Here is a 17,143-nt window from a genome sequence, read left to right as displayed (position 1 = left end):
GTGAGGAGTGGAGCGCGATGCCGGCAGCGGAGCAATCGGACCAGGGGCGGACGGTACTGGGTGGGCCGGCCGGGGAGTTGGCCGCGATGATGGCCGAGGACGCCGCCTCGGCGCGGCTGGCGAACAGCCCCGACCTGGCCGAGCAGGCCGTCTGGCGGCGGCTCACCGCCCGGCACGGGGACCGGCTCGCCGAGATCATGGCGGCGCACGGCTGGCCGACCGAGGCGCTGGTCGGTCCGGACGCGGCGAAGGCAGCCTGGCTGGTCGCCCAGCACGCGGACCGCCAACTCGACGTCCAGCGGCGGGCCGTGGAGCTGATGACCGCGGCCGTCGCGGACGGCGCGGCGAGTCCACGGGACCTGGCGTTCCTTCAGGACCGGCTCGCCGTCAACGAGGGCCGCGAGCAGCGGTACGGCACGCAGATCGGCGCGGTCGCGGACGGCCGCCCGGTGCCGTGGCCGTGCGAGGACCCGGAGCGGCTGGACGAGCGGCGCGCCGAGGTCGGGATCGAGCCGTTCGACGAGTACACCGCGCGGTTCGCACCGCGGTAACCGGCCGGTCCGCCGGGCCGGATTGACTCTTGCGCGCGGCCATCCGGCCGCCTTGACTTGGCCTTTGACCAGCGCTGGTAGTTAAGCGCGGTCGATCGGCCAGGCGGACGAGAGGACTATCGGTGCAGCAGGACGCGGAACAGTGCGAGCGGTACGGCGACCAGTACATCGACGGCGCGTGGCGGCCCTCCGGGGACGCCGGGTCGATCCCGGTGCTGAACCCGGCGACCGAGCAGGTGCTCGCCACCGTGCCGGCCGGCGGAGCGGCCGACGTGGACGCCGCGGTGTCCGCGGCCCGCCGGGCGGCCCGGGCCTGGGGCGCGACCACCCGCGAGGAACGGCTCGCGTTGCTGACCCGGCTGCGGGACGGGATCGCCGAGGCGCAGGACGAGATCACCAGGACGGTGGTCGCCGAACTGGGCGCCCCGGTCGGCTTCGCCGCCGCCGTGCACGCCGGACTGCCGCTGACCGTCGCGACCTCCTACCTGACACTGCTCGCCGAGCACCCCTTCGAGGAGCGGATCGGCAACTCGGTGGTGCTCGCCGAGGCGGCCGGGGTGGTCGCCGCGATCACGCCGTGGAACTACCCCCTGCACCAGATCGTCGCCAAGGTCGTCCCGGCCCTGGCGGCCGGCTGCCCGGTCGTCCTCAAGCCGGCCGAGGACACCCCGCTGGTGGCCCGGCTGTTCGCGCGGCTGGTGCACGAGGCGGGCCTCCCGGCGGGCGTGTTCAACCTGGTGACCGGCACGGGCGCGGTGGCCGGCGCCGCGCTCGCCGCCCACCAGGGCGTGGACGTCGTCTCGTTCACCGGTTCCACCGCCGTGGGCCGCCAGATCGCCGAGACGGCCGGTCGCGGTCTGAAGCGGGTCACCCTGGAGCTGGGCGGCAAGTCCGCCAACGTGGTGCTGCCCGGCGCCGACCTGACCCGCGCGGTCAACGTCAACGTGGCCAACGTGTTCGCCAACTCCGGTCAGACGTGCAGCGCGTGGACCCGTCTGCTGGTGCCCGAGGACCGGTACGACGAGGCCGTCGCCATCGCCGCGAACGCCGCCGCCAAGTACACCCCGGGCGACCCCACCGACCCGCAGACGCGGGTCGGCCCGCTGGTCAACGCCAAGCAGCTGGCCTGGGTGCGGAGTTACCTCGAAGGGGCGCTCGCCAAGGGCGCTCGCACGGTCGCCGGCGGCCCGGACCCGATACCCGAGCTGCCCACCGGCTTTTACGTCCGACCGACCGTTCTCGCGGACGTCACACCGGATATGACGGTGGCTCAGGAAGAGATCTTCGGCCCGGTGCTGGTGATCCTCCCCTACCGCGACGAGGACCACGCCGCCGAACTCGCCAACGACACGCCCTACGGGCTGGCCGGCGGCGTCTGGGCCGCCGACACCGAGACCGCCGCCGCCTTCGCCCGCCGCCTCGACACCGGCCAGGTCGACCTCAACGGCGGCCGCTTCAACCCGCTCGCCCCCTTCGGCGGCTACAAGAGCTCCGGCCTCGGCCGCGAACTCGGCCGTCACGGGCTGGAGGAGTTCCTGCAGTACAAGTCGCTGCAGTACTGAGGCAGTTGAGGAGGTCAGATGGTTGAGGAGGGGCGGGGCGCACGGTCGCGTCCCGACCCTCCTCGACGCAGGCCGTCAGGCGAGGTCGACGCCCGGGTAGAGGGGGAAGGGGGCGAGGAGGTCGGCGGCGCGCTTGGCGATGCCGTCGCGGAGGGACTCGTCCAGGGCGTACTGGGCCTTGGACGGGGCACGGTTCGCGGTGGTGGTAGGGGTGGTGGCGCGCAGGACGGTGTCGATCAGGGCGGCGATCTCGTCCATCTCGACGGCGCCCAGGCCGCGGGTGGTGAGGGCGGGCGTGCCGAGGCGGACGCCGGAGGTGTACCAGGCGCCGTTCGGGTCCTGCGGGACGGAGTTGCGGTTGGTGACGATGCCCGAGTCGAGGAGTGCCGCCTCGGCCTGACGACCCGTCAGACCGTAGCCGGAGACGTCGGCGAGGACCAGGTGGTTGTCGGTACCGCCGGTGACGAGCTTGCCGCCGCGCCGCAGCAGGCCCTCGGCGAGGGCCTGGGCGTTGTCGACGACGGCCTGGGCGTAGACCTGGAACTCGGGGCGGCGGGCCTCGGCGAAGGCCACCGCCTTGGCCGCCATGACGTGCGAGAGCGGGCCGCCGAGGACCAATGGGCAGCCGCGGTCGACGTGTTCGGCGAGTTCGGCGGTGCTCAGGACCATGCCGCCGCGCGGGCCGCGCAGCGACTTGTGGGTGGTCGTGGTGACGATCTGGGCGTGCGGCACCGGGTCGTAGTCGCCGGTGAGCACCTTGCCCGCGACCAGGCCGGCGAAGTGCGCCATGTCGACCATGAGGGTCGCGCCGACCTCGTCCGCGATCTCGCGCATCCTGCGGAAGTTGACCCGCCGCGGGTAGGCGGAGTAGCCGGCCACCAGGATGAGCGGCCGGAACTCGCGGGCGGTCTCGCGCAGCGCGTCGTAGTCGATCAGGCCGGTGACCGGGTCGGTGCCGTAGCTGCGCTGGTCGAACATCTTGCCCGAGATGTTGGGCCGGAAACCGTGGGTGAGGTGGCCGCCGGTGTCCAGGGACATGCCGAGCATCCGCTGGTTGCCCAGCTCGTGGCGCAGCTGCGCCCAGTCCTGCTCGGTGAGGTCGTTGACGTTGCGGACCTTGGCGCGCTCAAGGGCCGGGCTCTCGACGCGCTGGGACAGGACCGCCCAGAAGGCGGTGAGGTTGGCGTCGATGCCGGAGTGCGGCTGGACGTAGGCGTGGTCGGCGCCGAACAGGGCGCGGGCGTGCTCGGCGGCGATCGTCTCGACGGTGTCGACGTTGCGGCAGCCGGCGTAGAAGCGTCGGCCCGCGGTGCCCTCGGCGTACTTGTCGCTGAGCCAGTTGCCCATGGCGAGCAGGACGGCCGGGGAGGCGTAGTTCTCGCTGGCGATCAGCTTGAGGGAGGCGCGCTGGTCCTCGATCTCCTGGCCGATCGCGGCGGCGATCCGCGGCTCGACGCCCGCGACCACGTCGAGGGTGCTGCGGAAGGCGGTGTTGGCGGCGTCGGTGGCGGCGGTGTGCGGGTGCTGGGGGTGTTGCTGGGCAGCCAAGGCAGTCTCCTGGTGGGATGCGGACGGCCCAGGCGCTCGGCAACTTTGACGTGAGGTGCCACGAAGCCGCTTCCCGATGGTTGATTCCATCCCTACGCGCCAGTCGCGGCTCACCGGGATCGTATCAACACGCCACCAGGGCCGACCGGGAGCTGCGGCGCCGGCTCAGCCGCGAGGAGGGCGTAGAGCTCCATGTCTCGGCGCTCGCCGGCGATCGTCCGATGGCTGCGCAGCAGGCCCTCGCGGCGGAAACCGGCCCGCTCGGCCGTCCGGAGCGAGCCGGTGTTCCACGGCTCGATGTGCAACTCCAGTCGGGCCAGCCCCAGTTCGCTCAGCGCCCAGCCGGCGACCGCGCGCAGCGCGTGCCCGGCCACGCCCTGTCCGCGCGTCGAGGCGGCCGTCCAGTAGCCGATCGACGCGCGGCCGTCGCCCTGCGGGAACAGCCCGACGAAGCCGACGGCCCGCTCGTCCACCCGCCGCGCCACCGCGAACGAGTAGCCGGCGCCGGTGGCGGCCTTCTCCCACTGCCGCTCGACGAATGCGCGGGCGGACTGCGCGTCGTAGCGGGCCGGGACGGTGGTCACGAGCGGGATGTACGGGTCCGCGCCCGCCTCGCGGAGCACGTCGGCGTCGCTGAGCCGCCAGGGGCGCAGGTCGAACGGCCCGGCGAAAAGTGTTGGCACGAACAAGGGTCGGCGGTCCATGCTGGAAGCGTGCCACGATCGACCGAGGAGCCCCACCGATTATGGCCGCCGCCCAGCCCGCCTCCGCCGCCTTGCCCGCCGCGCACCAGGAACTGATCGACGCCGCCGAGGACGTCGCCCGCCGCTTCGCCTGCGGGGACAACCACACCGTCGCTGCTGCCGCCCGCAACGCCGACGGGCGCATCGTCACGGCGCTCAACGCCTACCACTTCACGGGCGGGCCCTGCGCCGAGCTGGTCCTGATCGGCGCGGCGGCCGGGCAGGGCGCGTACGACCTCACCGCCATCGTCGCGGTCGCCCACCAGGGCCGGGGCGTCATCCCGCCCTGTGGCCGGTGCCTGCAGGTGCTGCTCGACTACTTCCCCGAGATCGAGGTCCTCGTCGGCCGAGGCCCCGAGCTGCGCGCCGTCCCCGTGCGGGAGCTGCTTCCCGAGGCGTACGTCTGGGCCGACCACCAGGGCTGAGGCCCGTCTTTCGGTGTGCGGCGCCCCCGCCGTTCGGTGCGGATCCGGGGGCTCCGCCTCGGCCCTCGGGGTGACGCCGGGGCCTGCGCCGCTCTGGGAGAGTTCAGCGATCCCAGCCGCGCGGGCGCGTCGTCGGGAGGACATGGCCGGGGGAACGCAGAGGGCTGGGGGACCGGGTGTACGCGAGTCCGCGATTACGGTGGCCGCTGATCGGCGTGAGCCTGGCGGTGTCGGGCCTGGTCGCCGGCAGCGCCGGGGCCTGGCAGCTGTTCCACCAGGACGCGCCCTGCGAGGGCGAGGAGCCCGGGTGGCCGGCGTCCGCGCTCGGGGCGATCGGGCTGGGCGTCGTCGGCACGGTCGCGGTGGCGCTCTCCTGGTCGGCCGAGCGGTGGGGCAGCTCGCGCGCCGCCGAGGTCGCGGTCTGGGCGCTGGCGGCGGTCGCCATGCTGTGCGCGATCGGGATGGTGCTGCTCGGGCGGTCCTCGTACTGCGGCTGAGGTCCTGCTGCAGAGGGGCGGATCGTCTATCACCGGCGCCATGGGTGTGGCAGCGGATCGTGGACGATTCACCCATGCGAGTCGCGTGCGGTGGGGACGCGTAACTGTTCGCTCACCGTTCGGCTGCGCGGCCTCAGGGTGAGGCGTTAGCGTGCTGGCGTCGTGGCGTGAGATCGCCAGTCGTGTCGCAAGAGATCGCCAACCGAGGGGACATATGTCGGACGAGCTGCTCATCGCAAAGATCAACCACGGATTCGGGTACCTCGACGCCGACGGGGACGGGCTGATCACCGAGCGGGACCACGTCCTCATGGGCCACTCGGTGGCGCGCTCGCTCGGACACCAGGAGGGTTCGGAGGCCGAGGCGGTCATCGTCCGCGCGTATCTGACGATCTGGCACGACCTGCACCTCGCCCGGCTGCCGGCCGGGACGGAGTCGATCACGCGCGAGCAGTTCATCCGCTCGACGAGTTCGCTGGCGGACGACCCGGAGGCGGCGCAGGCCAGCCTCGGGGCGCTCGCCAAGGCGTTCCTCGCGGTGGCCGACGCCGACCGCAGCGGGACGGTGGACGCGGGCGAGTTCTTCGTGTTCCAGCGCGGCCACTTCGTCGGACTCTCCCGCGACGACGCGGACGAGGCGTTCCGTCGGCTCGACCGCGACGGTGACGGCACGCTGTCCGGGGACGAATTCACCTCCGCGATCATCGAGTTCTGGACCAGCCGTGACCCCGAGGCCCCCGGCAACTGGTGGACGGGCACAGCGCCGCAGGAGCTGTGACGTTCAGGCTCTGCTTCTGCGCAACGGGAGTTGGGGCGCGCCCGCGAGCCGGCCGCCCCGGTCAGGTGGCCGGGACGGTCCGCCCGACCACGGTGTCGACCAGTGCGGCGAGGCCGTCCACGCCCAACACCTCGGGCAGGGTGAGGTGTTCGAGGATCAGGCCGGTCATGGCGAGGTAGAGGACGACGACGGTGTCGCGGTCGCCGGGCAGGCCCTCGGCGAGGTGGTAGGCGATGTTGTTCTCCAGGTCCTCCCGGATGGTGCCGGTGAGCTGGGTGCGCAACTCGGGTCGGCGGGTGGCCTCCAGGCGCAGTTCGAGCATCGCCAGGTAGCCGGCGCGGTCGGCGGAGATGCGGCGGATCAGGTCGTGCATCAGCGCCGTGACGAGCGCGCGGTCGCGGGGGGCGCGCAGCAGCTCGGCGAGGATCAGCGGGTCCGGGGTGAGCCGATGGTGGATGTGGCGGGCGGTCTGGTGGAGCAGGTCGTCGCGGTTGGCGAAGTAGTTGGACGCCGTGCCGTTCGGGACGCCGGCCTCGACGTCGACCGCGCGGAAGGTGAGGCCGCGGGCGCCCTCGCGGGCGAGGACGTCGATGGCGGCGTCAGCGAGGGCGGTGCGACGGGCGGGATTCTGGACCATGGGCCGATTCTCTCTTGATAACCACTACGACTGGAGTACTATAACTGGAGTGGTTGGCCAGGGCGGGCCTCACCGGACCGAGCGCCCTCTCCACCACTCTCCAATCCTCCGCGACCCCAAGGACCTGAATGCGCAAGCTCACGTACTTCATCGGCGCCACCATCGACGGCTACATCGCCGGCACCGACGGCGACTTCGACTTCTTCGCGCCCTACCTCACCGAGGACTACGTCCCGGTGCTCATGTCCGAGTACTCGGACGCCCTGCCCACCCCCGCCCGCGCGGCGTTCGGCGTCGCGGATGCGCCCAACAAGCGCTTCGACACCGTCCTCATGGGGCGAGGCACCTACGACCCGGGGCTGGCCGTCGGCCTCACCAGCCCCTACGCCCACCTGCGGCAGATCGTGTTCTCGCGCTCGCTCGGCACGAGCCCGGACCCGGCGGTGGAGGTCACCGCCGAGGATCCGCTGACCGTCGTCCGCCGGCTCAAGCAGGAGGACGGGCTCGACATCTGGCTCTGCGGCGGCGCGGACCTGGCGGGCCAACTACTGCCCGAGATCGACGAGTTGATCGTCAAGCAGTACCCGGTGGTAGCGGGCTCCGGCATCCCGCTGTTCCGTGCGGAGTTCACGCCGCGCGCCTTCGCCCTCACCGACAGCCGGATCTTCGAGCGGGGCAACGTCGTCCTCACGTACGCGATGGCCGCCGACCGGGCTTCGACGGCTTCCGGCTGACACTCACGACGAGGCAGACCCCGGCCACCACGATCCCGCCGCCCGCAAGCGTCGGGCCGGTCAGCGGCTCGGCCAGGATCAGCCAGCCCAGCAGCACCGCCACCACCGGGTTCACGTACGCGTAGGTCGCGACCAGGGTAAGCGGCGCGGACCGCAGCAGCCACGCGTACGCGGTGAAGGCGAGCAGCGAGCCGAACAGCACCAAGTAGGCGAGGGCCAGCCAGGACCGGCCGGAGACGGCGGCCAGGTCCAGGCCGTGCGTTTCGCCGCGCACCAGTCCGATCAGCAGATCGCCGAGCCCGCCCGCGAGCATCTGATAGCCGCTCGCGGCGAGGACGTTGCCCGGCATGGGGATGCGCTTGCTCGCGAACGAGCCGGCCGCCCAGGTCAGGGTGGCGCAGATGATCAGGATCACGCTGAGCGGCGCGATGTCCCCGCCGATCGCGGGGGCGGAGAGCACGGCGAGGCCGACCAGCCCGAGCAGCACCCCGGCCAGTTCGGCGCGCTTCGGGCGCTCGCCGCCGACGACCGCCGTCAGCAGGACCATCCACAACGGGACGGCGGCGACCAGCAGCGCGGCCAGGCCGGACGGCACCGACCGCTCGCCCAGTACCACCAGCCCGTTGCCGCCGGTCAGCAGCAGCACGCCGACCAGCGCGGCGGAGCCGAACTGGCGCAGGCTCACCCGCAGGCCGGCCGGGCCCTGGCGGACGAGCACGAAACCGGTCAGCAGCAGGCCGGCGGTGAGGAAGCGGGCGGCGGCGGAGAGGAAGGACGGCATCGTCTCCAGCGTGATCCGGATCGCCAGGTAGGTGGAGCCCCACACCACGTAGACCACGGCGAGCGCCAGCCAGACCGCCCCGCCGAGCCGGGCCGGACGGGTGGCGTCGGAGGAGGCAGCGGCGGCGGAGGCCTTGGCTGATCGGGAGGAGGCGGGCGCTGTCATGTGTGTCTCCCTTGGACGGTGCTGGCCGAACACCCGCCATGACAGCGCATCGGCGGCCCTGTGCGCCAGTGGGTATCACGAAGTGGGCGCGAGGACGTACCGTGGGCCCTCTCCCAGCCAGGAGGTCGAACCCGTGTCCGACGAGGCGCTGCCGTTCTTCGTCTACGGCACCCTGCGCAGCGACGGCCACAACCATGTCACCCACCTGGCCGGTCGCTGCGCCGACATTCGCCCGGCCGTCCTGGAGGGCGCCGCGCTGCACGACGGCCCCGGGTTCCCGTGGGCGGTGCCGGATCCGACGCCCGGGCGCCGGATCGTGGGTGAACTCGTCAGCGTACGCCCGGGCGCGTACGCGGGCGCGCTCGCGACGCTGGACGAGTTGGAAGGGTGCCGCGCCGACGGGGCGGGCCTCTACGTGCGGCGGCGGATGGTGGTGCGGACGGAGGCGGGCGAGGCCCGGGAGGCGTGGGTGTACCTGGCCGGGCCGGCGGCGGCCGAGCGGCTGCGGGCGCGGCCGGCGCTCATCGTCTCGGGGGACTGGGCGGACAGGTGATGGCAAACAACTAACAGATTACAGATTTCGAAATCTGTTATCTGTCATCTGTTAGTTGTCGCCTGTCGGTTGTCATCCGCTCCCTCGCCCCACCTCCTCCGACCGAAGGCCGCCCACAGCCCGCCGACATACCGCCAGGTAGGCTGCCCCGGCCACTTGCGTTTCGTACTCACGGCCCGCCGAACCACGAGGAGCCACCCGGTGCCCGAGCTGCCACCCCCGATCACCGTCGTCGGGATCGGGGCCGACGGCTGGCCCGGCCTCGCCGCCACCTCCCGGGCCGCACTGCGGGCGGCCGAGGTAGTCGTCGGCGGCCCCCGGCAGCTGGACCTCCTCCCCCACGACGAGGTCCCCGCCGAGCGCGTCCCGTGGCCGTCCCCGCTGCGCCCGGCCGTCCCCGGGCTGCTCGCCGCACACGCCGGCCGACGGGTGGCCGTACTCGCCAGCGGCGACCCGATGTTCTACGGCATCGGCCGCACCCTCGCCGAGACGGTCGGCGCCGAGCGGCTGCGCGTCCTGCCGCACCCGTCCTCCGTCTCCTATGCCTGCGCCCGCCTCGGCTGGCCGCTGGAGGCCACCGAGGTGGTCAGCCTGGTCGGCCGCCCGCTGGACACCCTCGCCCTCGCCCTCCACCCCGGCCGCCGCCTGCTGGTGCTCAGCGCCGACGCCGCCACCCCGGCCGCCGTCGCCGCGCTGCTCACCGCCCGCGGCTACGGAACCGCCCGCCTGCGGGTGCTCGAACAGCTCGGCGGCCCGAGCGAGCGGCAGCTCGACGGTCCGGCGGACGCCTGGCCGCACCCGCCCGGCGACCCGCTGAACGTCATCGCCGTCGACCTCGGCGACGGCCCTCGTACCTCCCTCGTCCCCGGCCTGCCCGACGCCGCGTACGAGAGCGACGGCCAGCTCACCAAGCGCCACGTCCGCGCCGCCACCCTCGCCACCCTCGCGCCCGCCCCCGGCGAACTGCTGTGGGACGTCGGCGGCGGCTCCGGCTCGATCGCGATCGAGTGGCTGCGCGCCCACCGCGACTGCCGGGCCGTCAGCGTCGAGCGCGACCCCGTCCGGGCCGAGCGGATCGCCCGCAACGCCGCCGCGCTCGGCGTGCCCCGGCTGCGCGTGGTGACCGGCCCCGCCCCCGCCGCGCTCGCTGAACTTCCCACCCCTGACGCCGTGTTCATCGGCGGAGGCCTCACCGCGCCCGGCCTGCTGGAGAGTTGCTGGGCCGCTTTGCCGCCGGGCGGCCGGCTGGTCGCCAACACCGTGACGCTGGAGTCCGAGGCGCTGCTCACCGACTGGTACCGGCGCCACAGCGGCGAGTTGCTGCGACTCGCCGTCGCCCACGCCGTCCCGGTCGGCGGCTTCACCGGGTGGCGGCAGGCCATGCCGGTCACCCAGTGGTCCGCCGTCAAGCCCAACACCCCTCAGGAGGACGCCTCGTGACCGTCTACTTCATCGGAGCCGGCCCGGGCGCCGCCGACCTGATCACCCTGCGCGGCCAGCGCATCCTGGCCCGCGCCGAGGTCTGCCTCTACGCCGGCAGCCTGGTGCCGCGCGAACTGCTCGACGAGTGCCCGGCCGGCGCCCGCCTCGTCGACACCGCGCAGCTCAACCTGGACCAGATCATCGCCGAACTGGTCCGCGCCCACGAGGCCGGGCAGGACGTGGCCCGGCTGCACTCCGGCGACCCGTCCGTCTTCTCCGCCGTCGCCGAGCAGATGCGCCGCCTGGACGCGGTCGGCGTGCCGTACGAGGTGGTCCCCGGCGTGCCCGCCTTCGCCGCCGCAGCGGCAGCGCTGAAGCGTGAGTTGACCGTGCCGACCGTCGGTCAGACCGTCATCCTCACCCGCATCGCCAAGCGCGCCACCCCCATGCCCGAGGGCGAGGACCTCGCCACCCTCGGCCGCAGCGGCGCCCTACTTGTGCTGCACCTGGCCGCCGGCTACGTGGACGACGTCGTCGAGCAACTGCTGCCGCAATACGGCGCCGACTGCCCGACCGCCGTCGTCGCGATGGCCAGCCGCCCCGACGAACTGGTGCTGCGCGGCACGCTCGCCGACATCGCGGCACAGGTCAAGGCGGCCGGCGTGGTCCGCACCGCGGTGATCATCGTCGGGCGGACGCTGGCCGCCGAGCAGTTCCGCGACAGCCACCTCTACTCGGCGGACCGTGAGCGCCCGCACGAGCCCTGCGGCGCCTGATGCGGCACGTCCTGATCCTGGGCGGGACGACCGAGGGCCGGGCGCTGGCCGAGGCGCTCGTCCCGTCCGCTCTTCGGGTCACCAGCTCGCTGGCCGGCCGGGTGGCCCAACCCCGGTTGCCCGCCGGGGAGGTGAGGATCGGCGGCTTCGGCGGTCCGGACGGGCTCACGGCGTGGCTGCGCGCCGAACGGGTGGCCGCCGTGGTGGACGCCACCCACCCGTTCGCGGCCGGCATCTCCCGCAACGCCGCCCTCGCGGCCGCCGCCACCGGCGTGCCGCTCCTGGCCCTGCGGCGGCCCGGCTGGACGCCGGTCGCCGGGGACCGCTGGCACCCCGTGCCCTCACTCGCCGCAGCGGCCGAGCTGCTGCCCGGGCTCGGGCGTCGGGTGTTCCTCACCACCGGGCGGCAGGGCATCGGCACCTTCGCCCACCTCGACGGTCTGCACTTCCTGGCCCGCTCGGTCGACCCGCCCGAGCCTCCGCTGCCGTCCGCGCTCGAAGTCCTGCTGGACCGCGGCCCGTTCACCCTGGACGACGAGCGGGCGCTGCTGCGCGAGCACCGGATCGACGTCCTGGTCACCAAGGACAGCGGCGGCGCCGCCACCGCGCCCAAGCTCACGGCCGCGCGCGAACTCGGGCTGCCCGTGGTCGTCGTGGAGCGTCCGCCGGTACCGGCCGGCGTCCCGGTCGCCCCGGACGTGCCGGGAGCGGTCCGGTGGTTGGCCGAAATGGCAGGCTAGGGGCGGCGGTTACGGCCGGTACGGGTTGGCCCGGCCTGCGAACGGCGCGCCTCGGAAGCCTGGGCACTGAACAACCCGGTGTTCGTGGAGTACCTGAACACCGGGTTGGATGTGGCGCTGTTGCTGTCCGGCCTCAACGGGTGAGGCCGGACGGCGATGTGACCAAGGCTCAGATGTCGCGGAAGGTCTCGATCTGGGCGCCGATGGAGTTGAGGCGCTCGGCGAGGTCCTCGTAGCCCCGGTTGATGACGTAGACGTTGCGCAGGACGGAGGTGCCCTGGGCGGCGAGCATGGCGAGGAGGATGACCACGGCGGGGCGCAGGGCGGGCGGGCACATCATCTCGGCGGCGCGCCAGCGGGTCGGGCCCTGGACCAGGACGCGGTGCGGGTCGAGGAGCTTGACGTCCGCGCCGAGCCGGGTCAGCTCGGTGAGATATATCGCGCGGTTGTCGTAGACCCAGTCGTGGATCATCGTGGTGCCGTGGGCCGCCGCGGCGATGGCGGCGAAGAACGGCACGTTGTCGATGTTGATGCCGGGGAACGGCATCGGGTGGATGGTGTCGATCGGCGCGGTCAGCTTGGACGGGCGCACGGTGAGGTCGACCAGGCGGGTGTGGCCGTTGTGGGCCGGGTACTCGGGAGTGCGGTCGTAGTCGAGGCCCATGCCCTCCAGGACCGCGAGCTCGATCTCCAGGAACTCGATCGGCACCCGGCGGATCGTCAGCTCGGAGGAGGTGACGACGGCGGCGGCGAGCAGGCTCATCGCCTCCACCGGGTCCTCGGCCGGGGTGTAGTCGACGTCGCAGGTGATCTCGGGCACGCCGTGCACGGTGAGGGTGGTGGTGCCGATGCCCTCGATCTTCACGCCCAGCTTCTCCAGGAAGAAGCAGAGGTCCTGGACCATGTAGTTGGGCGAGGCGTTGCGGATCACGCTGACGCCGTCGTGCCGGGCGGCGGCGAGCAGGGCGTTCTCGGTGACCGTGTCGCCGCGCTCGGTCAGCACGATCGGGCGGTCCAGCAGGGTGCCCGGCTCGACCGAGGCGTGGTAGGCGCCGCCGGTGGTGGCGACCTCCAGGCCGAAGCGGCGCAGCGCGGTCAGGTGCGGCTGGACGGTCCGGGTGCCGAGGTCGCAGCCGCCCGCGTACGGGATGGCGAAGTGCTGGGCGCGGTGCATCAGCGGGCCGAGGAACATCAGCACGCTGCGGGTGCGGCGGGCGGCCTCGACATCCATCGCGGCGAGGTCGAGCTCGGCGGGCGGGGTGAGTTCGAGGTCGCGGCCGCCGTTGATCCAGCGGCTCTTGACGCCGATGCTGGTGAGCACCTCAAGGATGCGGTAGACCTCTTCGATCCGGGCGACGCTGCGGATCGTGGTGCGGCCGGTGGTCAGCAGCGAGGCGCACAGGATCGCGACGCAGGCGTTCTTGCTGCTGCGGACGTCGATGGCGCCGGAGAGGCGAGTGCCGCCGGCGACCCGCAGGTGCATCGGACCGGAGTAGCCGAGGGAGACGATCTCGCTGTCGAGGGCTTCGCCGATGCGGGCGATCATCTCAAGGCTGACGTTCTGCTTGCCCTGTTCGATGCGGTTGACCGCGCTCTGGCTGGTGCCGAGGGCCTCGCCGAGCTGCGCCTGGGACCAGCCGCGGTGCTGGCGCGCGGTACGGATGAGGGTGCCGATACGGGTGAGGTAGTCGCCTGTCACCCGGCAGACCATATCTCATGGTTGAGATGGCAACAGAATCGAGGCTTGGCACATCGCTCTTTTTGTCCGTTTCTCACCCCGTATTGGCGTCAGATCTTCACATCACCACATGAAAAGGCATACGCCTCATCGCGACTCGGGCGCCTCACGGGCCGAGCGGCTCCACCCGTCCGACGATGGTGCCCGCGCGGTCGATGCAGATGACGTCCACCGCCACCGGCGAACCCACCAGCACGCCGAGGGCCGTCGCCCGGGCCGCCTCGGCGACCAGGTCTCCCAGCGGCACGCCCGCCGCCCGGCACAGCTGCACCGCCTCCAGCCCGGTGTTGGCGGCGGCCACCGCCTGCTCCAGCGCGTCGTCCGCCCCGCCGCGCCGGGCCAGGTCCGCCAGGTACCCCTTGTTCACCTGCGAGCGCGCCGAGTGCAGGTCGAGGTGCCCGGCCGCGAGCTTGGACAGCTTCGCGAAGCCGCCCGCGATGGTCAGCCGGGGCACCGGGTGGCGCTTGAGGTACTTGAGGACGGCGCCGGCGAAGTCGCCCATGTCCAGCAGCGCGTCCTCGGGCAGCCCGTGCACGGCGACGGCGACCTTCTCCGACGTCGAGCCGGTGCAGCCGGCCACGTGCGTCCGGCCGGCCGCGCGCGCCACGTCCACGCCGCGGCGAATGGAGTCGATCCAGGCCGAGCAGGAGTAGGGGACGACGATGCCGGTCGTGCCCAGGATGGACAGGCCGCCGAGGATGCCGAGCCGGGGGTTCCAGGTGGAGCGGGCGATCTCCTCGCCGTGGTCGACTGAGATCTCGACGACGACGTCCCCGGTGCCGCCGTGCTCGGCGGCCACCTCGGCGATGGCATCGCGCATCATCTGCCGGGGCACCGGGTTGATGGCAGGCTCGCCGACGGGCAGCGGCAGGCCGGCCTTGGTGACCGTCCCGACCCCGGGACCGGCCCGGAACACCACCCCGGCGCCGGGCTCGCCGGCCCGGACGGTCGCGCGGATCAGGGCGCCGTGGGTGACGTCGGGATCGTCCCCGGCGTCCTTCACCACGCCGACCATGGCGTGGGCTCCTTCGGGTGCGCCAGTGGGCGCGAGCTCCTCGGCGGCCAGGGCGAAGGCGGGCTGCTGGCCCTTGGGGAGGGTGATGGTCACCGGGTCCGGGAACTCGCCGGTGAGCAGCGCGGTGTAGGCGGCCTTGGTGGCGGCGGTGGCGCAGGCGCCCGTCGTCCAGCCGTGCCGCAGGCCGCTGCTCTTCAGCTGCCCGGCCCGGCCTCCCGGTTCGGCCACGTCCGCCTCGCTTCGCTGACCCGGGACGGGGCCGCCGGCCGTGCCGGGGTGCGCCGTCCGCTTCCGTTCCTGTTTCGGTACGGCCGCAGCGGCCGCCGGGGCCGATTTTCCCCCATTCGCCTGGCGGCGCCCCGACCGGGGCCCTCCGCGCAGCTGCGAGGCGGCCGAGGCAGGACACGCAAGACGGGAAGCGCGGCAGGAAGTCAGGCAGGAACTGGAGAGCAAGCGCTGCCCCGCGTTCCCGAAGAGTTCTCTGCACGGGCCTCGCACCCCGCGCCTACCAGTGAGTAATCTGGCGCTCCGCCAGAAGCGGGTTCATGACACGAGGCCACGCAGCCGGGGCAGCCGGCCGGGCCATCAGGTATGTGGGGGTTTTTGTGGCTGGGATGAGTCGGCGTACGTTCGTCACGGGTACGTCGGTGGCCGCCGCCTGGGCGGCCCTGTCGCTGGGCGGCGCGCAGTTCGCCTCGGCAGCGACGCGCGAACAGGAACTGGCGGCCGGCGCCGCCAGAGCGGTCCGGGTGACCGGGACCACCCTCGACCAGGTGGCGACGCCGGTCGGCAGCGGGACGTACAAGCGGCTGACGGCCGGGCCCGGCTGGCCGCTCGTCGTACGCGGCGACATCGCGACGCCGGGCACCGGCCGCGACGACCGCCGCACCGGGCTGGCCAGCTTCGTCCAGTTCTCCGACCTGCACCTGGTGGACACCGAGTCCCCGGTGCGCTTCGAGTACCTGGCCCGGTTCAACGGCAGCGCGTACCGGCCGCAGGAGACCCTGAACGCCCGCGGTGTCTCGGCCCTCGTCGAGCGCGTCAACTCGCTCGCCGGCGGCCCCTACACCGGGATGCCGTTCAGCATGGTGATGGCCACCGGCGACAACACCGACAACCACGAGCACGCCGAACTCGACTGGTACCTCACGGTGATGGCGGGCGGACGCCTCGCCCAGAACACCGGTGACCTCACCCGCTACGAGGGCGTGCAGAACTCCGGCAGCGCCACCTACTGGAACCCCGAACTCGCCTTCCAGGACGAGTACAAGGCGAAGGGCTTCCCGGAGATACCCGGCTTCCTCTCGGCCGCCGGCCGCCCCTTCGACGCGCCGGGCCTGCACACGCCCTGGTACACGACGGTCGGCAACCACGATGACAGCCTTGAGGGTTCGCTGCCGGACTTCGGGCTGCTGAACGACCTCTACACCGGCGAGTACAAGCTGGAGGGCTGCAACGACGCCGATGCCGCGCAGCTGATGGAGTCGCTGCGGCGCGACCCGGCGGGCGCGGCCCTGCTGCTCGGCAAGCTGCTGGCGACCGGCGACGCGGTGCGGGAGATCACCCCGGACGAGCGCCGACGGCCGTTCACGCTCAAGGAGTTCGCGAAGGCCCACCTGGACCCGGCCGTCACCGGCGCGGGGCCGCACGGGCACGGCTTCACCTCGGACATGGTGAGCAGCGGCAAGCTCTACTACACCTTCCGGATCTCGGAGAAGGTGGTCGGCATCAGCCTGGACACCACCAACCAGGCCGGGTTCGCGGACGGTTCGCTCGGCACCGCGCAACTGCGCTGGCTGGAGCAGCAGTTGAAGGCGCACAGCGGGCACTGGTACGACTCCGACGGGCGGAAGGTGACGGGCGGCAGCACCGACGACCTGATCCTGGTCTTCAGCCACCACACCAGCACCACCATGGGCAACCTGCTGCCCGACCCGCGCAACATCTTCGAGAAGCGGCACGACGGCAACGAGCTGGTGGCGCTGCTCCAGCGCTACCCGAACGTCGTCGGGTGGGTGAACGGCCACACCCACATGAACAAGATCACGGCGCACGGCCACGCGGTGCCGGAGCGGGCGTTCTGGGAGATCAACACCGCCTCCCACATCGACTACCCGCAGCACGGCCGCATCATCGAGATCGCGGACAACGGGGACGGCACGCTGTCCCTGTTCACCACGCTGATCGAGTCCGCCGCGCCGTACGGGACGGACTTCGCCAGCACCTCGGACGCCAACCTGGCCGCGCTCTACCGCGAGCTGTCGTACAACGACCCGTACGGCCGGCCGGCCGCGCTGCTCGGGTCGGGGCAGGACCACAACACGGAGCTGCTGATCGCCAAGCCGACGCGGTGACGGCGGGCGGGTAACAGGCGACAGAGAACAAGTAACAGAAAACAGATGACAGCTGACAGATGTTGAAATCTGTCAGCTGTCATCTGTTACTTGTCACCCGTCGGCTGCTACCCGCCAGCCTCCC

Annotated in this window: 17 protein-coding genes and 1 riboswitch; of the genes, 11 read left to right on the top strand and 6 right to left on the bottom strand. The window is 72.6% G+C overall.

The window, feature by feature from the left end; all coding sequences use genetic code 11:
• Nucleotides 1-17: 17 nt before the first annotated feature.
• Nucleotides 18-551, top strand: a complete 534-nt coding sequence (locus KV557_RS12535; protein ID WP_374106617.1) for a DUF6624 domain-containing protein — start codon at nt 18-20, stop codon at nt 549-551.
• Nucleotides 552-673: 122 nt separating this feature from the next.
• Nucleotides 674-2,113, top strand: a complete 1,440-nt coding sequence (locus KV557_RS12530; protein WP_218199932.1) for an aldehyde dehydrogenase family protein — start codon at nt 674-676, stop codon at nt 2,111-2,113.
• Between the two features lie 75 nt (nt 2,114-2,188).
• Here the strand turns inward: KV557_RS12530 and KV557_RS12525 are convergent, their stop codons facing one another.
• Together KV557_RS12525 and KV557_RS12520 are read right to left on the bottom strand one after the other, a co-directional pair.
• A complete protein-coding gene (locus tag KV557_RS12525; protein WP_256177297.1) occupies nt 2,189-3,661 on the bottom strand; it encodes a glycine hydroxymethyltransferase in 1,473 nt (490 codons plus the stop codon).
• Nucleotides 3,662-3,680: 19 nt separating this feature from the next.
• Nucleotides 3,681-3,778, bottom strand: a riboswitch (ZMP/ZTP riboswitch).
• Nucleotides 3,772-4,365, bottom strand: a complete 594-nt coding sequence (locus KV557_RS12520; protein WP_218199930.1) for a GNAT family N-acetyltransferase — start codon at nt 4,363-4,365, stop codon at nt 3,772-3,774. Its footprint overlaps the riboswitch before it by 7 nt.
• Before the next feature lie 41 nt (nt 4,366-4,406).
• On the opposite strand from KV557_RS12520, the gene KV557_RS12515 reads away from it, so the two are divergent.
• The 3 genes from KV557_RS12515 to KV557_RS12505 all read left to right on the top strand — a co-directional run bounded on the left by KV557_RS12515 (nt 4,407) and on the right by KV557_RS12505 (nt 6,104).
• Entirely contained in the window at nt 4,407-4,829 is a 423-nt protein-coding gene (locus KV557_RS12515) for a cytidine deaminase family protein (protein WP_218199929.1), read from the top strand.
• 215 nt (nt 4,830-5,044) lie between these two features.
• Nucleotides 5,045-5,326, top strand: a complete 282-nt coding sequence (locus KV557_RS12510) for a hypothetical protein (RefSeq protein WP_218199928.1) — start codon at nt 5,045-5,047, stop codon at nt 5,324-5,326.
• A gap of 214 nt (nt 5,327-5,540) precedes the next feature.
• Nucleotides 5,541-6,104: an EF-hand domain-containing protein gene (locus tag KV557_RS12505; protein WP_218199927.1), complete on the top strand. Its 564-nt coding sequence runs from the start codon at nt 5,541-5,543 to the stop codon at nt 6,102-6,104.
• Nucleotides 6,105-6,165: 61 nt separating this feature from the next.
• On the opposite strand, the gene KV557_RS12500 is transcribed toward KV557_RS12505, so the two are convergent.
• The gene (locus KV557_RS12500; RefSeq protein WP_218199926.1) at nt 6,166-6,741 is read right to left on the bottom strand and encodes a TetR/AcrR family transcriptional regulator; all 576 of its coding nucleotides are present in this window, start codon (nt 6,739-6,741) and stop codon (nt 6,166-6,168) included.
• A gap of 128 nt (nt 6,742-6,869) precedes the next feature.
• Between KV557_RS12500 and KV557_RS12495 the strand changes: the two genes are divergently transcribed.
• Nucleotides 6,870-7,475 (top strand): dihydrofolate reductase family protein, encoded by a 606-nt coding sequence (locus KV557_RS12495; RefSeq protein ID WP_218199925.1) that lies wholly within the window; start codon nt 6,870-6,872, stop codon nt 7,473-7,475.
• Here KV557_RS12495 and KV557_RS12490 read toward each other — a convergent pair.
• The gene (locus tag KV557_RS12490; protein ID WP_218199924.1) at nt 7,429-8,421 is read right to left on the bottom strand and encodes an EamA family transporter; all 993 of its coding nucleotides are present in this window, start codon (nt 8,419-8,421) and stop codon (nt 7,429-7,431) included. The two genes, KV557_RS12495 and KV557_RS12490, sit on opposite strands and share 47 nt — an antisense overlap.
• Nucleotides 8,422-8,554: 133 nt before the next feature.
• Here KV557_RS12490 and KV557_RS12485 point away from each other — a divergent pair, with 133 nt between their 5' ends.
• The 4 genes from KV557_RS12485 (at nt 8,555) to KV557_RS12470 (ending at nt 11,912) form a co-directional block, all read left to right on the top strand.
• Nucleotides 8,555-8,974: a gamma-glutamylcyclotransferase family protein gene (locus KV557_RS12485; RefSeq protein WP_308129870.1), complete on the top strand. Its 420-nt coding sequence runs from the start codon at nt 8,555-8,557 to the stop codon at nt 8,972-8,974.
• Nucleotides 8,975-9,175: 201 nt separating this feature from the next.
• Nucleotides 9,176-10,414 carry a precorrin-6y C5,15-methyltransferase (decarboxylating) subunit CbiE gene (gene cbiE, locus KV557_RS12480; protein ID WP_218199922.1) on the top strand — a complete coding sequence of 413 codons (1,239 nt, stop codon included), beginning with the start codon at nt 9,176-9,178 and terminating at the stop codon, nt 10,412-10,414.
• Complete coding sequence (gene cobM, locus KV557_RS12475; RefSeq protein WP_218199921.1) at nt 10,411-11,172, top strand: precorrin-4 C(11)-methyltransferase; 762 nt, start codon at nt 10,411-10,413, stop codon at nt 11,170-11,172. The genes cbiE and cobM overlap by 4 nt, the downstream gene beginning before the upstream one ends.
• Nucleotides 11,172-11,912, top strand: coding sequence for a cobalt-precorrin-6A reductase (locus tag KV557_RS12470; protein ID WP_218199920.1), 741 nt, complete (start codon nt 11,172-11,174; stop codon nt 11,910-11,912). The genes cobM and KV557_RS12470 overlap by 1 nt, the downstream gene beginning before the upstream one ends.
• Before the next feature lie 169 nt (nt 11,913-12,081).
• Here KV557_RS12470 and KV557_RS12465 read toward each other — a convergent pair whose 3' ends face one another.
• Complete coding sequence (locus tag KV557_RS12465) at nt 12,082-13,611, bottom strand: UDP-N-acetylglucosamine 1-carboxyvinyltransferase (protein ID WP_218199919.1); 1,530 nt, start codon at nt 13,609-13,611, stop codon at nt 12,082-12,084.
• 145 nt (nt 13,612-13,756) lie between these two features.
• Nucleotides 13,757-14,893 (bottom strand): cobalt-precorrin-5B (C(1))-methyltransferase, encoded by a 1,137-nt coding sequence (locus KV557_RS12460; protein ID WP_218199918.1) that lies wholly within the window; start codon nt 14,891-14,893, stop codon nt 13,757-13,759.
• 386 nt (nt 14,894-15,279) lie between these two features.
• Here KV557_RS12460 and KV557_RS12455 point away from each other — a divergent pair, with 386 nt between their 5' ends.
• Nucleotides 15,280-17,019 carry a TIGR03767 family metallophosphoesterase gene (locus KV557_RS12455; protein ID WP_256177295.1) on the top strand — a complete coding sequence of 580 codons (1,740 nt, stop codon included), beginning with the start codon at nt 15,280-15,282 and terminating at the stop codon, nt 17,017-17,019.
• Nucleotides 17,020-17,143: the final 124 nt, after the last annotated feature.

The sequence above is a fragment of the Kitasatospora aureofaciens genome (assembly GCF_019192735.1).
Classification (GTDB): domain Bacteria; phylum Actinomycetota; class Actinomycetes; order Streptomycetales; family Streptomycetaceae; genus Kitasatospora; species Kitasatospora aureofaciens_A.
This window is presented reverse-complemented; position numbering and strand designations above follow the sequence as displayed.

Excerpts from the sequence above, each read along its gene's own strand:
- KV557_RS12535 (WP_374106617.1), top strand. The coding sequence starts at position 18 with ATGCCGGCAGCGGAGCAATCGGACCAGGGGCGGACGGTACTGGGTGGG.
- KV557_RS12520 (WP_218199930.1), bottom strand. The coding sequence starts at position 4,365 with ATGGACCGCCGACCCTTGTTCGTGCCAACACTTTTCGCCGGGCCGTTC.
- KV557_RS12515 (WP_218199929.1), top strand. The coding sequence starts at position 4,407 with ATGGCCGCCGCCCAGCCCGCCTCCGCCGCCTTGCCCGCCGCGCACCAG.
- KV557_RS12505 (WP_218199927.1), top strand. The coding sequence starts at position 5,541 with ATGTCGGACGAGCTGCTCATCGCAAAGATCAACCACGGATTCGGGTAC.
- KV557_RS12500 (WP_218199926.1), bottom strand. The coding sequence starts at position 6,741 with ATGGTCCAGAATCCCGCCCGTCGCACCGCCCTCGCTGACGCCGCCATC.
- KV557_RS12495 (WP_218199925.1), top strand. The coding sequence starts at position 6,870 with ATGCGCAAGCTCACGTACTTCATCGGCGCCACCATCGACGGCTACATC.
- KV557_RS12490 (WP_218199924.1), bottom strand. The coding sequence starts at position 8,421 with ATGACAGCGCCCGCCTCCTCCCGATCAGCCAAGGCCTCCGCCGCCGCT.
- KV557_RS12470 (WP_218199920.1), top strand. The coding sequence starts at position 11,172 with ATGCGGCACGTCCTGATCCTGGGCGGGACGACCGAGGGCCGGGCGCTG.
- KV557_RS12455 (WP_256177295.1), top strand. The coding sequence starts at position 15,280 with ATGAGTCGGCGTACGTTCGTCACGGGTACGTCGGTGGCCGCCGCCTGG.